The 15,403-nt window shown below is 53.0% G+C and carries 17 protein-coding genes; 15 read left to right on the forward strand and 2 right to left on the reverse strand.

The window, feature by feature from the left end:
* The first annotated feature begins 2 nt into the window (after window positions 1-2).
* Entirely contained in the window at window positions 3-899 is an 897-nt protein-coding gene (locus tag Q5911_RS10940; RefSeq protein WP_303182731.1) for a putative ABC transporter permease, read from the forward strand.
* Between the two features lie 73 nt (window positions 900-972).
* Here the strand turns inward: Q5911_RS10940 and Q5911_RS10945 are convergent, their stop codons facing one another.
* Together Q5911_RS10945 and Q5911_RS10950 are read right to left on the reverse strand one after the other, a co-directional pair.
* Window positions 973-1,656: an NUDIX hydrolase gene (locus Q5911_RS10945; RefSeq protein WP_303182733.1), complete on the reverse strand. Its 684-nt coding sequence runs from the start codon at window positions 1,654-1,656 to the stop codon at window positions 973-975.
* A 13-nt stretch (window positions 1,657-1,669) separates the two neighbouring features.
* A complete protein-coding gene (locus Q5911_RS10950) occupies window positions 1,670-2,344 on the reverse strand; it encodes a J domain-containing protein (protein ID WP_303182735.1) in 675 nt (224 codons plus the stop codon).
* Window positions 2,345-2,531: 187 nt separating this feature from the next.
* On the opposite strand from Q5911_RS10950, the gene Q5911_RS10955 reads away from it, so the two are divergent.
* The 14 genes from Q5911_RS10955 (at window position 2,532) to gcvH (ending at window position 15,321) form a co-directional block, all read left to right on the forward strand.
* Window positions 2,532-3,113, forward strand: a complete 582-nt coding sequence (locus Q5911_RS10955) for a tRNA (mnm(5)s(2)U34)-methyltransferase (protein ID WP_303182736.1) — start codon at window positions 2,532-2,534, stop codon at window positions 3,111-3,113.
* A 352-nt stretch (window positions 3,114-3,465) separates the two neighbouring features.
* Window positions 3,466-3,945 (forward strand): pyridoxamine 5'-phosphate oxidase family protein, encoded by a 480-nt coding sequence (locus Q5911_RS10960; protein ID WP_226394590.1) that lies wholly within the window; start codon window positions 3,466-3,468, stop codon window positions 3,943-3,945.
* 212 nt (window positions 3,946-4,157) lie between these two features.
* Window positions 4,158-4,979: a DUF5685 family protein gene (locus Q5911_RS10965; protein ID WP_303182739.1), complete on the forward strand. Its 822-nt coding sequence runs from the start codon at window positions 4,158-4,160 to the stop codon at window positions 4,977-4,979.
* Window positions 4,979-5,254 carry a DnaJ domain-containing protein gene (locus tag Q5911_RS10970; RefSeq protein WP_303182742.1) on the forward strand — a complete coding sequence of 92 codons (276 nt, stop codon included), beginning with the start codon at window positions 4,979-4,981 and terminating at the stop codon, window positions 5,252-5,254. The genes Q5911_RS10965 and Q5911_RS10970 overlap by 1 nt, the downstream gene beginning before the upstream one ends.
* Window positions 5,255-5,264: 10 nt before the next feature.
* Window positions 5,265-5,579 carry a hypothetical protein gene (locus Q5911_RS10975; protein WP_303182744.1) on the forward strand — a complete coding sequence of 105 codons (315 nt, stop codon included), beginning with the start codon at window positions 5,265-5,267 and terminating at the stop codon, window positions 5,577-5,579.
* Window positions 5,580-5,642: 63 nt separating this feature from the next.
* A complete protein-coding gene (dnaK, locus tag Q5911_RS10980; protein WP_303182746.1) occupies window positions 5,643-7,397 on the forward strand; it encodes a molecular chaperone DnaK in 1,755 nt (584 codons plus the stop codon).
* A gap of 247 nt (window positions 7,398-7,644) precedes the next feature.
* Window positions 7,645-8,955, forward strand: coding sequence for a phenylacetate--CoA ligase family protein (locus Q5911_RS10985; protein WP_303182747.1), 1,311 nt, complete (start codon window positions 7,645-7,647; stop codon window positions 8,953-8,955).
* Window position 8,956: 1 nt separating this feature from the next.
* Window positions 8,957-10,711 carry an indolepyruvate ferredoxin oxidoreductase subunit alpha gene (gene iorA / locus Q5911_RS10990; RefSeq protein ID WP_303182748.1) on the forward strand — a complete coding sequence of 585 codons (1,755 nt, stop codon included), beginning with the start codon at window positions 8,957-8,959 and terminating at the stop codon, window positions 10,709-10,711.
* Complete coding sequence (locus Q5911_RS10995; RefSeq protein WP_303182750.1) at window positions 10,711-11,289, forward strand: indolepyruvate oxidoreductase subunit beta; 579 nt, start codon at window positions 10,711-10,713, stop codon at window positions 11,287-11,289. The genes iorA and Q5911_RS10995 overlap by 1 nt, the downstream gene beginning before the upstream one ends.
* 35 nt (window positions 11,290-11,324) lie before the next feature.
* Window positions 11,325-11,744: an ACT domain-containing protein gene (locus Q5911_RS11000; RefSeq protein WP_076776770.1), complete on the forward strand. Its 420-nt coding sequence runs from the start codon at window positions 11,325-11,327 to the stop codon at window positions 11,742-11,744.
* Between the two features lie 43 nt (window positions 11,745-11,787).
* Complete coding sequence (locus Q5911_RS11005) at window positions 11,788-13,119, forward strand: phenylacetate--CoA ligase family protein (protein WP_226394597.1); 1,332 nt, start codon at window positions 11,788-11,790, stop codon at window positions 13,117-13,119.
* 16 nt (window positions 13,120-13,135) lie between these two features.
* Window positions 13,136-13,579, forward strand: coding sequence for an amino acid-binding protein (locus Q5911_RS11010; protein ID WP_076776775.1), 444 nt, complete (start codon window positions 13,136-13,138; stop codon window positions 13,577-13,579).
* 243 nt (window positions 13,580-13,822) lie between these two features.
* A complete protein-coding gene (gcvT, locus tag Q5911_RS11015) occupies window positions 13,823-14,911 on the forward strand; it encodes a glycine cleavage system aminomethyltransferase GcvT (protein WP_281725391.1) in 1,089 nt (362 codons plus the stop codon).
* Between the two features lie 26 nt (window positions 14,912-14,937).
* Complete coding sequence (gcvH, locus tag Q5911_RS11020; protein WP_281725390.1) at window positions 14,938-15,321, forward strand: glycine cleavage system protein GcvH; 384 nt, start codon at window positions 14,938-14,940, stop codon at window positions 15,319-15,321.
* The last annotated feature ends 82 nt before the right edge of the window (window positions 15,322-15,403 follow it).

Below are 15,403 nucleotides of genomic sequence, written 5' to 3' on the forward strand. Positions count from 1 at the left end.
CTATGAAGATATATGAATTGCTGCTTTATTTTTTTATATACAGTTTCCTGGGGTGGTGTACGGAGGTGGCTTTTGCCACAGTCAAGGAGAGGAGATTTGTCAACAGGGGTTTTCTCAATGGCCCCCTGTGTCCCATATACGGAGTGGGCGTGTCCTCTGTAGTCACGCTGCTGGCAGGCTTTCAGGATAATCTTTTGCTTCTGTATCTGTCCTCCCTTGTACTTGTGACGGTGATCGAGGGTGTGACCGGATATATCATGGACAGGATCTTTCACCATCAGTGGTGGGATTACACAGGCCTTCCGCTTAATATCGGCGGGTATGTGTGTCTGCCCTTTTCCATTGCCTGGGGAGCAGCCTGTGTGGTGATCGTAAAAGGGATCCATCCGCTTATTGCAAAGCTGGTCAATGTCATTCCCGTTCCGGCTGGGATCACTCTGATCTGTGCTCTTCTGGCCGGGCTGGCCGCAGACCTGGCTGTGACCTCGGCAAGTATACTGAAGCTGAACCGGCGGCTGGATATGCTGGAGAAGATCGGCCTGGAGCTTCATGAGCTTTCGGATAAAATGGGAACAAATATCCACGAAAATGTCATGGATGCCATGGAAAAAGCGGAAATGCTGGGCGATGCTGCTCAGGAGAAGAAAGAGCAGCTGGATGCTCTCTCCGGGGAGGCTAAGGAGAGGCTGGATGTCCTGTCGGAAGAGGCGAAAGAGCGTGCTGAACAGCTTAGGGTGCATTATGATGAACTGAAGCAGCGCTACGCAGAATTGACAGGAGCTACCCTGCAGTCCAGCCGGCGTTTTGTGAAGGCGTTCCCGAGGATGGAGTCCAGAAAGCACAAAGAGCTCCTGGATGATATGAAGCGGAGATTGGAAGAGTTGAGTCGCAGAAAATAAGCGGGCGATCCCGGGTCTTGCAAAGGCCCGGGCGCCCGCTTTGTTATTTTTCTATTTATATATGCCGGTGTGCTCAGATGTGAAAGAGTGCCTTCAGACCGCACAGGATCATGGCGCCATGGTCAAAAGCCAGCCCTTCACTGTTTCTGGCAATGCAGGAATCCTCGTCAAATACCGTGGGACAAAAGAGAGAGGAAGAAAGAACCGTGTCTCCATCTTCAAGACGAAGTTCATACAGCAGATCTTTCTGGCAGTCTTCACCTTTCCGGTTCAGTGTGACGGTGAACCAGCGGGTCTCGCTGGCGTCATCCCCGGCTTCTGTGGGGATCTGGCCTGTATCCAGAACGGCAAGGTGCGCGCAGCTCATGACCCAGGTGCGGGGATCTCGTCCCGGTTTTGAAAAGGTGTAGAGCTGGCGCAGAGGGATGCCTTTCACATGTGTTTCCTCCATAAGCTCCCTGGCAGCCGCCTGCATGACCGTTTCGCCGGGACTTACAAAGCCGCCGGGCAGAGCATAGCAGCCAAGGCAAGGATGCCCCCCTCTTTTCACCATAAGAAGTTTAAGCGTGCCATCAGTCAGAAAATGTTCTGATGCGGGCGGAATTTTACCGTCTGCGCCACAGGAAGAAGCAAGTCCCGGGGCAGCGAAGATAAGCATGTCCACTGTCACGGAGGGCCGGGGATAGTTGCCGGGCTGGTACCGTGACAGGAATTCTTCCTCTGTCAGACCGTTTTTGTCTCGAAACTTTTCTGGCATAAAGTACCTCCTGTCAGGACTGGAGCTGCCGGTAGGCAATCAGTTTGTCCAGATTATTCAGAAACAGAGCGTTCTGGCTGGTGATCTTTTTCTTTTCCAGCGCAGATTTGCACTGTTCCAGATAGCTGTCATACATGGAGTAGAGCAGAGGATAGGGAAGATCCCTGTTCTGACTCCACTGGAACAGAAGCCAGTTCATGGCGTGGGCAAACCAGTAGCGCCGCGGTATTTCCCCGTCTTTTAATACAAGAATGTGGGGATGAGCTTCCTCGGCCATGGCGGCCAGTCTTTCGGCGTCCGGCTCCTGCCTGCTGAATTTTCTGGGCTTCAGAAGGACAGCGCTTTCACTGACCAGGCCGTTCAGTTTGTTGGCAGCCTCCCAGTAGGGGGCAAAATTCGGTGAGAGAGGACCGGTGCGCTTCATTTCCCGTTCCCTTTCCCGCTCAGCCCTGGTTTCTCTGCGGATAGGATTGCGTATCCTTCTGTCGTAGACCCTGCGGCTGTCCGGATCGCTTAGGATCCGGTAGGCGGTCAGTACATTCTGAATATAGGATGTAGTGTCAAAACTACTGTTTATATTTTCGTCCGGATGCATTTTTTTCACTAAAAAATTCTTGGCGTCTGCAATCTCTTTCTCATCTGCATCCATGGAAACGCCAAGAAGATCATAGTAAGTACAATCTTTCATATACATCTCCCCTTACAAATTCTGTTTATAAACTCCCACTTATTATAATACTTCAGCAGAACCGGGAAATCAACCGGAAATCCATCGGACAACTGTATTGGAATTTATCAGATATCTGCTTCAGAGAGGATATTGCATGATGTGTCCCTTTGCGGTATTCTTATGTCCGGAAGGAGTGAAATGGATCATGAAACGTGTGGAAAAGAAGAATTTGTCCCGGATCACTGACTGGTGCCAGGCGGTGATGGAGTCCCGTGCTCCCCGGGGAGGACTGTATATAGATGCCACCATGGGAAATGGCAACGATACGCTTTTTCTCTGTCAGATGGCAGGAAATGAAGGGCAGGTGCTTGCCTTTGATATTCAGAAAGAAGCCCTGGAGACGACAAGGGAACTGCTGGAAAAACATGGAGTACACAGCCGGGCCAGACTGATCCTGGACGGCCATCAGCATATGGAACGGTATGCCGGGCCGGAGAGTGCGGATGTGATCTGCTTTAATTTCGGCTATCTTCCGGGAGGAGATCACCGCATTGCAACCAGCCCCTCGACCAGTGTGGAAGCTGTGGAGCAGGGCCTGCGTATTCTGAAAAAAGGCGGGATGATGAGCCTTTGTATCTATAGCGGGGGCGACACAGGTTTTGAAGAAAAAGAGGCGCTTCTTGCTTTTCTTGGAACTCTGCCGCCCCGCAGATATACCGTTATTGTGAACGCTTATTATAACAGAGGAAATCATCCTCCTGTCCCGGTGTTTATCTTCAAGGAGTAGTTACCCGGGAGCCCGGGGAAGCCCTGTACGTCAGAAAGTGATGTGAGGGGTATTGACATGTCGGAAGACACTCCTCGAAATAAAAAGATTTTATAAGATAGTGTAAGAAAAAATCCCCGCCCGGAGATTTTTACATAATGAAGCATATAAAGATTAACATATGTCTCCTGGAAAGTCAATTGTGTAAGGTGACATTTTTGGTAATATAAAATGCAGATTGTTCCTGAATATGACAGCAGAGACTTGTTGTACAGGAGAAAGAGTGGTAAACTGGCCATAAATACGCAGCCTGGCTGTGGGAGGGCGGGACTGCCGGTTAAAGGTTATGCAGAAGGGAAAGGAAGAGACGGATATGAGAAGGCCAAAGAGAAAGATGACAGATATGGGTGAGATTACCCGGATGATCGATGAATGCATGGTGTGCCGGATCGGCATGGGAAGCCAGGGGAAAATTTATGTAGTGCCCATGAACTTTGGATACAGCTGCCAGGAAGAGAAGCTTACATTCTATCTCCACAGTGCAAAGGTTGGTCGAAAGATCGAAGCGCTTAAGGAGGAACCGGAGGTGTGCGTAGAGCTGGACTGCCGCCACGGACTGATGGAAGCGGAGGAACCCTGCAGTCACAGCTATTACTACGCCAGTCTGATCGGCACCGGAAAGGTGCAGGTTTTAAAAACCTTCGAGGAAAAGCTGGATGGCTTGAAGAAAGTGATGCGCCACCAGACCGGAAAAGACTTTGATAATTTTGATGAAAAATGGGTCAATGCCGTGGAGGTACTGAAGGTGGAACTGGAAGAGTACACCTGCAAATACCACGACGGGACAAATTAAGAAGCGAAGAATGAAAAAGAGACAGAGGCATCCCTGCGGGGGTGCCTTTTTGGCATCTGCCCGGTGGGAGATAAAAATAAAAAGATTGTGAATTCTATTAACTTTTTGGCGGTTTTATTGAAACGCCGGGAGAAATGTGCTAAGTAATCTTTGGAAAAACAACAGTGTTACGGCAGGGGAACGGCTGTCAGCGGAGGAGATCGGAGGCGTCTATGTTCGGATATATCGGATGTGCAAAAGAGCAGCTGAGTGAAGAGGAACAGAAGAGATATCAGAGTATCTACTGCGGGCTGTGCAGAAATCTGAAGGAGAGGTACGGGCAGGTGGAGAGACTGTGCCTCTCCTACGATATGGCTTTTCTGATCCTGCTTCTGTCATCCCTCTATGAACCGGAGGAAAAGAGTGGCAGATTCCGCTGCAGTGTCCATCCTCTCAGCGGGAAGGAGGAGACTGGGAACAGGTTTACAGACTACGCGGCAGATATGACCATCATTCTGTCCTACTATAAATGCCGGGATGACTGGAAGGATGAGGGAAAGCATCTGCAGCGGTGGTATGCGGGAATGCTGGAGAAAAAATGCGGGGAGCTGAAAAAACAATATCCCAGGCAGTGGAAGGATGTGGCGGAAGGGACCGCCGGACTGGAGGAAGTGGAGAAAAAAGCAGCCCGGGATTTTGACAGGGCCATCAACTGCTCAGGGAAAATGCTGTCAGAACTGTTTGTCTGTGAGGAAGATTTCTGGAGCGACAGTCTGCGTACACTTGCATATGAGATCGGCAGATTTATCTATCTGATGGATGCGGCCATGGACTATGAGAAAGACGGGAAGAAGGGCAGCTACAATCCTTTGTTTTACATGGGTAAGAAGCCGGAAGAGATGAAGGAGATCATGGAAATACCGCTGGGAAATGCCATGCGGATCTTCGAGAAGCTGCCTCTTGTGCAGGATGTTTCCCTGATGCGGCATATCCTGTACGGAGGTGTGTGGCAGCAGTATTACGCAAAGTTTCCAGGAAAGGAGCAGAAAAGATAATGGTGGACGATCCATACAAGGTGCTGGGCGTATCCCGGGACGCGACAAAAGAGGAGATTAAAAAGGCATACAGGGCCAGAGCCAAGGAGTACCACCCGGATCTGCACCCCGACGATCCCCAGGCTGCAGAGAAAATGAATGAGATAAATGAAGCCTATGATATGCTGAATAATCCGGAAAAATATAAGAAGAGAGCCCGGGAGGAACAGACGCAGGGAGCCGGAGCGTCCCCAGCCCCGCCCGGGAGACAGCAGCGATATCCGGCAGGCCATTGATTTTATCAATATGGGTCAGTACCAGTATGCCAGCAACACTTTAAACAGCATCCTGAGTATGTACAGGGATGCCAGATGGTTCTATCTGAGCGCCCTTGCCAATTACGGTCTGAACAACCGGGTGCTGGCGGTGGAGCAGATCCAGAAAGCCATAGAGAAAGATCCGTCAGAACCTCTCTACAGGCGTACGCTTGACATTATGCGCCAGTCGGGTACGGAGTACAGGCAGAACAGTGAAGAATTTCAGAATTACGCGGAGAGTATGGGCAGGTTCTGCCAGGGAATGTGTCTGGCTCAGCTGTTCTGCATGTTCTGCAGGTGCTGACGGGACAGGATAAGATAGATGTATTATTTCTGTATGCGTACAGGTTGAAAGGAGATAGATAATATGGGAAAAGTAATCGGGATTGATCTGGGGACCACCAACAGTTGTGTGTCTGTCGTGGAAAATGGGGAGCCTGTCATCATTCCGGGAGCCTCCGGCAGTATGACCACTCCCAGCGTGGTGGCTTTCACCAAAAAGGGAGAGAGACTGGTGGGGGAGGCTGCCAGACGCCAGGCGGCCACCAATCCGGAGAGGACCATCAGTTCCGTGAAACGGCATATGGGCACAGAGTGGAGCACCCGTATTGACGGGACAGACTATAAGGCGCAGACCATCAGCGCCATGGTACTGATGCAGCTTAAGAAAGACGCGGAGGATTTCCTGGGGACGCCGGTGACAGAGGCGGTCATCACAGTGCCTGCCTACTTTAACAACATCCAGCGGCAGGCCACCAAGGATGCAGGGCGGATTGCGGGCCTTAACGTAAAGCGTATTATCAACGAGCCCACAAGCGCAGCCCTGTCTTACGGGCTGAACCACGGGGAACCCCAGAAGGTTATGGTGTACGATCTGGGCGGAGGCACCTTTGATGTTTCCATCATCGAGATTGGGGAGGGAGTCATTGAAGTTCTGGCCACCGCAGGGGACAATCACCTGGGCGGGGATGATTTTGACGAGCGGATCACCCAGTGGCTGGTACGCCGTTTTAAAGAGGAAAATGGAGCGGATCTCACCCGGGACTTTGCTGCCATGCAGCGGGTGAGGGAGGCGGCCGAGCAGGCCAAGAAGGAGCTGTCCGCATCTGAGAACGCCCATGTCATGCTGCCTTATCTGACTCAGCACAGGGGAGAGATGCTGCATATGGATCTGACCCTTACAAGAGGGCAGTTCCAGGATCTCATAGGGGATCTCATTGAGCGCACCGCCCAGCCGGTGCACAGTGCCCTCAGCGACGCGGGCATCGACCCTGCGGAGCTTGGACGAGTGCTTCTTGTGGGAGGCTCTACCAGGATCCCGGCTGTCCAGGAGAAAGTGCGGGCGCTGACAGGTAAGGAGCCCTCCAGAAATATCAATCCGGACGAATGTGTGGCCAAGGGAGCGGCTATTCTTGGAAGTACGCTGGAAGGCAACAGCCTTGTGGCGGCAGGTACGGACAAGAACCTGCTCCTTCTGGATGTGACGCCGCTGAGTCTGTCCATTGAGACGGTGGGAGGAGTGGCCACCCGCCTCATTGAGCGCAACAGTACCCTTCCTACCCGGTATTCCAGGATTTTCTCCACAGCAGCCCCCTACCAGCGGTCTGTGGATATCCACGTGCTCCAGGGCGAACGCCCCATGGCCAGGGACAACAAGACCATCGGAAAATTTAAGCTGAAAGGCATCAAGGCAGCGCCGGCAGGGGTTCCCCAGATCGAGGTTACCTTTGATATAGACGCCAACGGCATTCTGAAGGTTTCTGCCCGGGATCTGGACACAGGAAAGCAGCAGTCCATCACCATTACTTCTAATGACAGTATGTCTGAGGATGAGATCCAGCAGGCCATCCGGGACGCGCAGGTTTACGCCGGACAGGACCAGACAAGGAAAGACGCGGTGGAGGTGCTGGGAGACGCCCAGCGTCTGATGGCAGAGACAGAGCAGAAGCTGAAGGAGAAGAAAAAAGAGCTGGACAGAGGGACAAAGAAGCAGGTGAAGGCGGATGTGAACAGGCTGAACAAACTGACCATGAAGTGCCGCCTGGACAAAGTGACAGAAACGCAGCTTGCGGAGATCAAGGAGGCCATGCGCCAGCTTGAGGAGAGTGCCCGGAGCCTGTAGAAAGAGCGATGGAAAAACTGTAGATGGCATAAATCGCATAATAAGGATGTAAAAAGAATACTCCGGAGAGTCAGTTGTATTTCAGCACTCTTTGGAGTATTATTTTTTTAAGTAATAAGATGAACGGGCAGGCGTTTTCTGAAAGATAAATTTTGAAATTTTTCGCAAATTAATGCTTTAACTTGCGAAAGTAATGTGCTATACTAAGGGAAGCACGACGCGAAAGCGTGAAAAAGGAGGAAAAGTCATGATCTGGTCGAAGGAAGAGACCCTGTCAAGGAGCGAAATAGAAGCGATTCAGCTTAAGAAACTGAAGGAGACCGTGCGATATATCTATGAGAAGGTTGCTCCGTACCGTCAGAAGATGGATGAGGCAGGGGTGAAGCCGGAGGACATTCAGTCGCTGGAGGATCTGACAAAGCTGCCCTTTACCTATAAAGCGGATTTCAGAGATAATTATCCCATGGGCCTGTTTGCCGTGGACAGAAAGGATCTGGTGCGGTTTCACGCCAGTTCGGGAACCACGGGAAAGCCTACAGTGGTGGGCTATACAAGGAACGACCTGGAGATGTGGCTGAACAATGTGGCCCGGGTTGCCTGCATGGGCGGCGCCACGGCTGACGATGTGGCCCAGATCTCTTTCGGGTACGGCACATTTACCGGGGCCCTTGGCCTTCACGGAGGCCTGGAGAAGATCGGCGCTTCCGTGATCCCCATGTCGTCGGGAAATACGAAGAAGCAGATCATGTTCCTTAAGGATATGGGGGTGACCCTTCTGGTGGCGACGCCCTCCTACGCTCTTCATCTGGGAGAGGAGATCCGGGCAAAGGGAATGGATCCGGAGAAGGATTTAAACGTACATATCGGCCTTTTTGGCGGCGAGGGCATGACAGAGCCCATGCGGGAGGAGATGCACAAAGTGTGGGGCGAGGGCTTCCTCTGCACCCAGAACTACGGCATGAGCGAGCTGTGCGGGCCAGGCGTGGCAGGAGAGTGCCAGGAACTTGCGGGCATGCATATCAATGAGGACTGGTTTATACCGGAGATCATTGACCCGGAGACGGAGGAAGTACTTCCGCCCGGCGAGAAGGGGGAACTGGTCATTACCTGTCTTGGAAAAGAAGCCCTTCCCCTTGTGCGCTACCGCACCGGGGACATCACAAGGCTGATGTATGAGCCCTGCAGGTGCGGCAGAACGACCGTGCGGATGGAGAATATCTCGGGGCGTGCCGACGACATGCTTGTCATCCGGGGCGTCAATGTGTTCCCCACCCAGATCGAGGAAGTGCTGCTGCAGATCCCGGAGATCGGTCCTCACTACGAGATCCTTGTGGAGAGGAAGAACCGGCTGGATGTTATGACCATCACAGTGGAACTGGTAGACGACAGGCTGCTTGACAGCTACTCCCAGCTCAGCGAGCTGGAGATGAAGATAAGGAAGGGACTGAAGTCCCAGCTCGGCCTTGCCACCCAGATCAGACTGGTGGCGCCCTACTCTCTGAAACGGTTTGAGGGGAAGGCAAAGAGAGTGACAGATTTAAGAAAGGATGGACTGTAAAATGTCAGAGTCAGAGAAAGTAATCATGCTCGGCAACGAGGCCATCGCCAGAGGAGCATACGAGGCAGGAGTGAAAGTATCCGCCGCTTATCCCGGTACGCCGAGCACAGAGATCAGTGAGTATCTTGTGCAGTACAAAGACGATCTGTACTGCGAGTGGTCGCCCAATGAGAAGGTGGCCACGGAAGTGGCGATCGGTGCTTCCATAGCGGGGACGAGAGCCATGTCCTGCATGAAGCACGTAGGATTTAACGTGGCGGCAGACCCGGCCTACACTGTCTCCTACATGGGTGTGAACGGGGGACTTGTCATTGTGGTGGCAGATGATCCGGGACTTTACAGCTCCCAGAATGAGCAGGATACAAGGATGGTGGCAAGAGCTGCCCACCTTCCGGTTCTGGAGCCCTCGGACAGCATGGAGGCCAAAGAGTTCATGAAGCTGGCCTTTGAGCTGAGCGAGCAGTATGACCGGCCTTTTGTGTACAGGACCACCACCCGGCTGGCGCATTCCCAGGGACTGGTGGAGCTTGGCAGCCGGAAGGAAGTGCCGGATAAGCCCTACGAGCGGGATCCGGCCAAGAACGTCATGATGCCTGGCAACGCCAAGGGACGCCATGTGGTCATTGAGAAGCGGATGGAGGAGCTGGCTGAGGCAGCCAACACACTTTCCATCAACACGGTGGAGATGAAAGATACAAAGATCGGCGTCATCACAAGCGGTATTCCCTACCAGTATGTAAAAGAAGTACTGCCGGAGGCGTCCGTGCTGAAACTTGGCATGGTCAATCCGCTGCCGAAGAAGCTGATCCAGGATTTCGCGTCAAAGGTTGAGACGCTCTATATTGTGGAGGAGCTGGATCCTGTGATCGAGGAGCAGGTGAAGTCCTGGGGCATTAAAGCCATCGGCAAGGAGATCTTTACCGTGCAGGGCGAGTACAGCGCCAATATGCTGCGGGAAGCCATTCTCCATGAGGAGCTTCAGATCGAAAAACCGGCCCAGGTGCCGGGCCGTCCGCCTATTCTCTGCCCGGGATGTCCGCACCGCAGTGTCTACTATGTGCTGAACAAGCTGAAGATCCACGGAGCAGGCGACATCGGATGCTATACGCTGGGGGCGGTGGCGCCGCTGAGCGTGGTGGACACCACCGTCTGTATGGGCGCCAGCATTTCCACTCTTCACGGAATGGAAAAGGCGAAGGGCAAAGATTATATTAAAAACTGGGTAGCCGTCATTGGCGACTCCACATTTTTACATACAGGTGTCAATTCCCTGATGAACATGATGTACAATAAAGCGACAGGAACCGTGATCATCCTGGATAATTCCACCACGGGAATGACCGGACACCAGGATCACGCGGCCACAGGAAAGACGCTCCAGGGCGATCCCACCTACGCCATTGATATCCCGGGACTGTGCCGGGCGCTGGGCGTGAAACACGTGCAGGAGATCAATGCGCTGGATATCGATACGCTGGAGAATGCCATCAAGGAAGAGGTGGCAAGAGACGAGGTGTCTGTCATTATCACAAAGACGCCCTGCGTGCTTCTGTCCAAGGCGAAGAAGCCTCTCTACGTGGCTCATGCGGACAAATGTAAGAAGTGCGGCATGTGCATGAAACCGGGATGTCCGGCCATGACGAGAAATGCAGATGGAACCATCCATATTGACGATACCATGTGCACCGGATGCGGACTGTGTGAGTCACTGTGCAAATTCGATGCCATTGAACTGGTGAAGGAGGGCGACAGATAATGGCTGTGAAAAATATTATGATCGTCGGCGTGGGCGGGCAGGGAACACTGCTCACCAGCCGCGTGCTGGGAGGGCTTGCCATTGCCGGAGGCTATGATGTGAAGCTGTCGGAGGTACACGGCATGGCCCAGAGGGGCGGAAGCGTGGTTACCTTTGTGCGCTACGGAGACAAGGTGGCGGAGCCCATCGTGGAGGAAGGACAGGCGGACGTCATCATTGCCTTTGAGAGGCTGGAGGCCCTGCGGTATGCCCACTTCCTCAAAAAGGACGGCGTCCTTGTGGTCAACGACTGGCGCATTGATCCCATGCCTGTGGTGATCGGCAATGCGTCCTACCCGGAGAGCATTCTGGAGGATCTCGGAAAGGACCACAAAGTGTATGCGGTCAACGCCACGGAGGAGTCCAGAAAGCTGGGCAATCCGAAGGTGTTCAATCTGATCGTGCTGGGCGTGGCCGCGCAGCACATGGATTTCAGCAAAGAGGACTGGTACAGCGTCATTGAGAAGACTGTGCCGCCAAAGACAATAGAGATCAATAAGAAAGCATTTGACACAGGATATCACCTTACTGCAAGATGATATAGAAACAGGAACCAGAAAAAAGGAGGTGTCGCATGATCAAGCAGCTATCAGTTTTCGTGGAGAATAAGCCGGGCAGCCTGATGGAAGTTACGTCAAAACTTACAGAAGCGCATATCAACATCCGGGCCGTCGCGTCTTTTGATACTCCGGAGTTTGGTATCCTTCGTCTCGTAGTCGATAAGCCAGCAGAGGCGAAGGGTTATCTTACTGAGAAGGGATTTGTCGTACGGGTTACCGATGTCATCGGCGTGGAGCTTGAGGACAAAAAAGGCAATCTCAATCAGATGTTGGCAATACTCGCGCAGAACGGTATAAATGTGCGCTACATTTATTCATTTGTCATCCGCGAAGGACGCGCTCCGGTTCTGGTTTTCAGCACCGACGATTATGAGAAAGCAGCTTCCATTCTTAAGGATGCAGATGTGAAGATGGTAGATGAGTCAGACCTGTAGGCCTGGCTGTACCGGAAGAATTAAGAATAGGAGTATAGAAAAAATGGCAGGAGTATCATTAGAAAATTGGCAGGAAAGGATCAGAGATCCGAAGATCGAATGTATGAGCAGGGATGAGATGAGCGCCCTGCAGAGCGAGAAACTTGTAAAACAGGTAAAGAGAGTGTATGAGAACGTACCTTTCTACCGGAAGAAAATGCAGCAGAAGGGTGTGGAGCCCGGCGATATTAGAGGAATTGAGGATATCGGAAAGCTGCCTTTCACCACAAAGGAGGACCTGCGGGACAATTATCCCTTTGGTCTTCTGGCAGTGCCTCAGGAGAAGATCGCCCGGGTGCAGGGTACATCCGGCACAACAGGCAAGCTGACCCTGGCCTCCTACACAAAGTATGACGTGGAGGTGTGGGGCGAGTGCGTGGCCAGAGCCCTGACCATGGCCGGCATCACCAGTGAGGACCGCATTCATATCTGTTACGGGTACGGGCTGTTCACGGGAGGACTGGGGCTGGATTACGGCGCCATGCAGCTTGGAGCCATGGCAATTCCTATGTCCGCAGGCAATACCCAGAGACAGATGATGTGCATGGAGGATTTCGGCGCAACTGCTTTCGCGTGCACACCTTCCTACGCCCTTTACCTGGCGGAGTCCATCCAGGAGGCGGGACTTGTGGATCACATGCAGCTCAAAGCAGGTATCCACGGCGCAGAGCCCTGGACGGAGGAGATGAGAAAGAAGATTGAGAATATCCTCCATATCAACTGCTTTGATATTTACGGTCTCTGTGAGATCACAGGACCCGGCGTGGCCCTGGACTGTATCCATCACGAGGGACTTCACGTATATGAGGACCATTTCTATCCTGAGCTGATCAACCCTGCAACTTATGAGCCCTGCGCGGACGGCGAGACAGGCGAGCTGGTGTTCACAACTCTCTCCAAAGAGGGAATGCCGCTGATCCGCTACCGCACAAAGGACCTTACAAGCATTAACCACGGAAAGTGCAAATGTGGAAGAACGCTGGCAAGGATCAACAAGTTCACAGGCCGTACCGACGATATGAAAGTCATCCGCGGCGTCAACGTATTCCCAACCCAGGTAGAGTCAGCCCTTCTGTCCATGGGCGGCGGCGTGGCTCCGCACTATCTGATGATCGTGGACAGGGAGAACAACATGGATGTGCTCACGGTCATGGTGGAAGTGGACGAGAGATATTTCTCCGACGAGATCCGCAAGCTGGACGAACTGAAGAACAAAGTGGCAGCCGTGCTGAAGCAGGCCCTTGGCGTATCTGTCCGGGTGAAGTTGGTGGAGCCCAGGACGATCCAGAGAAGCGAAGGCAAAGCAAAACGCGTCATCGACAACAGGCAGATGTAAAAAGGAGGGGAATATCATGGGAATTAGTAATACAGTACAGCAGTTATCCGTATTTCTGGAGAACAGGGAAGGACGTCTGGACGAGGTGCTGGCAGCGCTGGCAGGGGGCGGCGTAAACATTGTGGCCCTCAGCCTGGCAGACACGTCCGAATATGGTATGCTCCGCATGATCGTCTCTGACCCCCACAAGGGAAGAATGGTCCTTAAGGAGGCGGGGATCACAGCCATGTTGACGGATGTGGTGGCTCTTCGTGTGCCCCACGCCACAGGCTCTCTCTCAAAGGCCATGCATCAGCTTGTGGAGGGCGAGGTCAACATTGAGTACATGTACGCCTTTGCCAACGGAAGCGACGCCGCGGCAGTGCTCAAGAGCGATGAGCCGGGAAGAGTGATCGATATCCTGAAGGGAAGCGGCTTTGACGTGTACACTGCTGACGAGGCATACCGGGCAAATGTATAAAAACTGTATAGTTGTGAAAAAATAAACAATTGCACGAAATGTCAAATAAAAAACAATTATTGACAGAAAATTCCGGGGCGTTTATAATAGAGCCAGATTTAATGAGACAGGTGTTACGATCTGGACGAGGCTCTGGATGAACGGACAGGGAGAGACTGGTTTCAAGGGAAGAAGACGGTCTCTCCCTTTTTATTTTCATTTGTCTCATCAATAAAAAAGTCTGGCAAAGGAGGAAAAGGAGAAATGGAACGGAAAACACCGCTCTACGAGGCACATGTGGAGGCGGGCGGGAAGATCGTGCCCTTTGGGGGCTATCTTCTCCCGGTACAGTACAAAGAGGGCGTGATCAAAGAGCACATGGCAGTGCGCACCCGGGCGGGGCTTTTTGATGTGTCCCACATGGGGGAGATCCTCTGCCAGGGTAAGGACGCCCTGGCCAACCTGCAGATGATGCTGACCAACAATTTTGACGATCTGACAGACGGTCAGGCCAGATACAGCCCCATGTGCAATGAGCAGGGGGGCACGGTGGACGATCTGATCGTGTACAAAAAGGCCGATGAGGACTATTTTATCGTGGTCAACGCGGCCAACAGGGACAAGGACTACCAGTGGATGCTGGACCATCAGTTCGGCGAGGTGACATTTACCGATGTGTCGGACCAGTATGCCCAGCTGGCCCTCCAGGGGCCGAAGGCCATGGAGATCCTGAGGAAGGTCACAGCAGAGGAAAATATCCCGAAGAAGTACTATCACGCCGTGTTTGACACGGAGGCGGCGGGGATTCACTGCGTTATCTCAAAGACCGGATACACCGGCGAGGACGGAGTGGAACTTTATCTGGACAGCAAAAGGGCGGAGGAGATGTGGGATGCTCTCCTTGCGGCCGGGGAGGAGGAGGGACTGATCCCCTGCGGCCTGGGAGCAAGAGACACTCTCCGGATGGAGGCGGCCATGCCTCTCTACGGACATGAGATGGACGACCAGGTGACACCCCTTGAGGCAGGTCTGGGATTTGCGGTGAAGATGGGAAAAGAGGACTTCATCGGAAAGAGGGCCCTTGAGGAGAAGGGGGGACCGGCAAGAAAGCGCATCGGACTGAGAGTGACCGGCCGGGGCATCATAAGAGAGCATCAGGACGTATACCTGGGTGACCGGCTCATCGGCCGCACCACCTCCGGCACCCACTGCCCCTATCTTGGCTGCCCGGTGGCCATGGCCCTGGTGGATGCGGACTGCACAGAGCCGGGGACAAAGGTGGAGGCGGACGTGAGAGGACGTCGGGTGGAAGCCGAGATCGTGTCCCTTCCGTTTTACAAGAGGAGCAAATAGAAAACAGAGAGTGAAAGGAGAAGATCATGGAATTAAGAGAAGGACTGCTGTATTCAAGATCACACGAGTGGGTAAAAGAGGAGGGCGAGGAGGTCCTCATAGGACTGACAGACTACGCCCAGTCTGAGCTGGGTGACCTTGTGTTCGTCAATCTCCCGGAGGAGGGAGACGAGGTGACCACAGGCGAGAGCTTTGCGGACGTGGAGTCTGTCAAGGCTGTGTCGGATGTGTACTCCCCGGTGACCGGCGTGGTGAGCGCGGTGAACGAGGAGCTCCTGGACGCGCCCGAGTCCATCAACGAGGCGCCCTACGACGCCTGGTTTGTCAGAGTTAAAGACATCTCTGACCGGGAGGAGCTGCTGACAGCGGCGGAGTATGAGGCGTTTGTGGAGAGTGAGAAGGACGCGTAAGAGCAGAGGAGGAAAGCAGAAGGAGAGAAGGTAGTGTCAAATAAGTTATGAAAAAGCGAAGCCTAAAAAATAGGCTCCGATT

Origin of the sequence: Lachnoclostridium phocaeense, from assembly GCF_959599685.1 — a bacterium.
Classification (GTDB): domain Bacteria; phylum Bacillota; class Clostridia; order Lachnospirales; family Lachnospiraceae; genus Claveliimonas; species Claveliimonas monacensis.

Coding starts and splice junctions, on each gene's coding strand:
- Q5911_RS10940 (WP_303182731.1), top strand. CDS start 3: ATGAAGATATATGAATTGCTGCTTTATTTTTTTATATACAGTTTCCTG.
- Q5911_RS10945 (WP_303182733.1), bottom strand. CDS start 1,656: ATGCCAGAAAAGTTTCGAGACAAAAACGGTCTGACAGAGGAAGAATTC.
- Q5911_RS10950 (WP_303182735.1), bottom strand. CDS start 2,344: ATGAAAGATTGTACTTACTATGATCTTCTTGGCGTTTCCATGGATGCA.
- Q5911_RS10955 (WP_303182736.1), top strand. CDS start 2,532: ATGAAACGTGTGGAAAAGAAGAATTTGTCCCGGATCACTGACTGGTGC.
- Q5911_RS10960 (WP_226394590.1), top strand. CDS start 3,466: ATGAGAAGGCCAAAGAGAAAGATGACAGATATGGGTGAGATTACCCGG.
- Q5911_RS10965 (WP_303182739.1), top strand. CDS start 4,158: ATGTTCGGATATATCGGATGTGCAAAAGAGCAGCTGAGTGAAGAGGAA.
- Q5911_RS10970 (WP_303182742.1), top strand. CDS start 4,979: ATGGTGGACGATCCATACAAGGTGCTGGGCGTATCCCGGGACGCGACA.
- Q5911_RS10975 (WP_303182744.1), top strand. CDS start 5,265: ATGGGTCAGTACCAGTATGCCAGCAACACTTTAAACAGCATCCTGAGT.
- dnaK (WP_303182746.1), top strand. CDS start 5,643: ATGGGAAAAGTAATCGGGATTGATCTGGGGACCACCAACAGTTGTGTG.
- Q5911_RS10985 (WP_303182747.1), top strand. CDS start 7,645: ATGATCTGGTCGAAGGAAGAGACCCTGTCAAGGAGCGAAATAGAAGCG.
- iorA (WP_303182748.1), top strand. CDS start 8,957: ATGTCAGAGTCAGAGAAAGTAATCATGCTCGGCAACGAGGCCATCGCC.
- Q5911_RS10995 (WP_303182750.1), top strand. CDS start 10,711: ATGGCTGTGAAAAATATTATGATCGTCGGCGTGGGCGGGCAGGGAACA.
- Q5911_RS11000 (WP_076776770.1), top strand. CDS start 11,325: ATGATCAAGCAGCTATCAGTTTTCGTGGAGAATAAGCCGGGCAGCCTG.
- Q5911_RS11005 (WP_226394597.1), top strand. CDS start 11,788: ATGGCAGGAGTATCATTAGAAAATTGGCAGGAAAGGATCAGAGATCCG.
- Q5911_RS11010 (WP_076776775.1), top strand. CDS start 13,136: ATGGGAATTAGTAATACAGTACAGCAGTTATCCGTATTTCTGGAGAAC.
- gcvT (WP_281725391.1), top strand. CDS start 13,823: ATGGAACGGAAAACACCGCTCTACGAGGCACATGTGGAGGCGGGCGGG.
- gcvH (WP_281725390.1), top strand. CDS start 14,938: ATGGAATTAAGAGAAGGACTGCTGTATTCAAGATCACACGAGTGGGTA.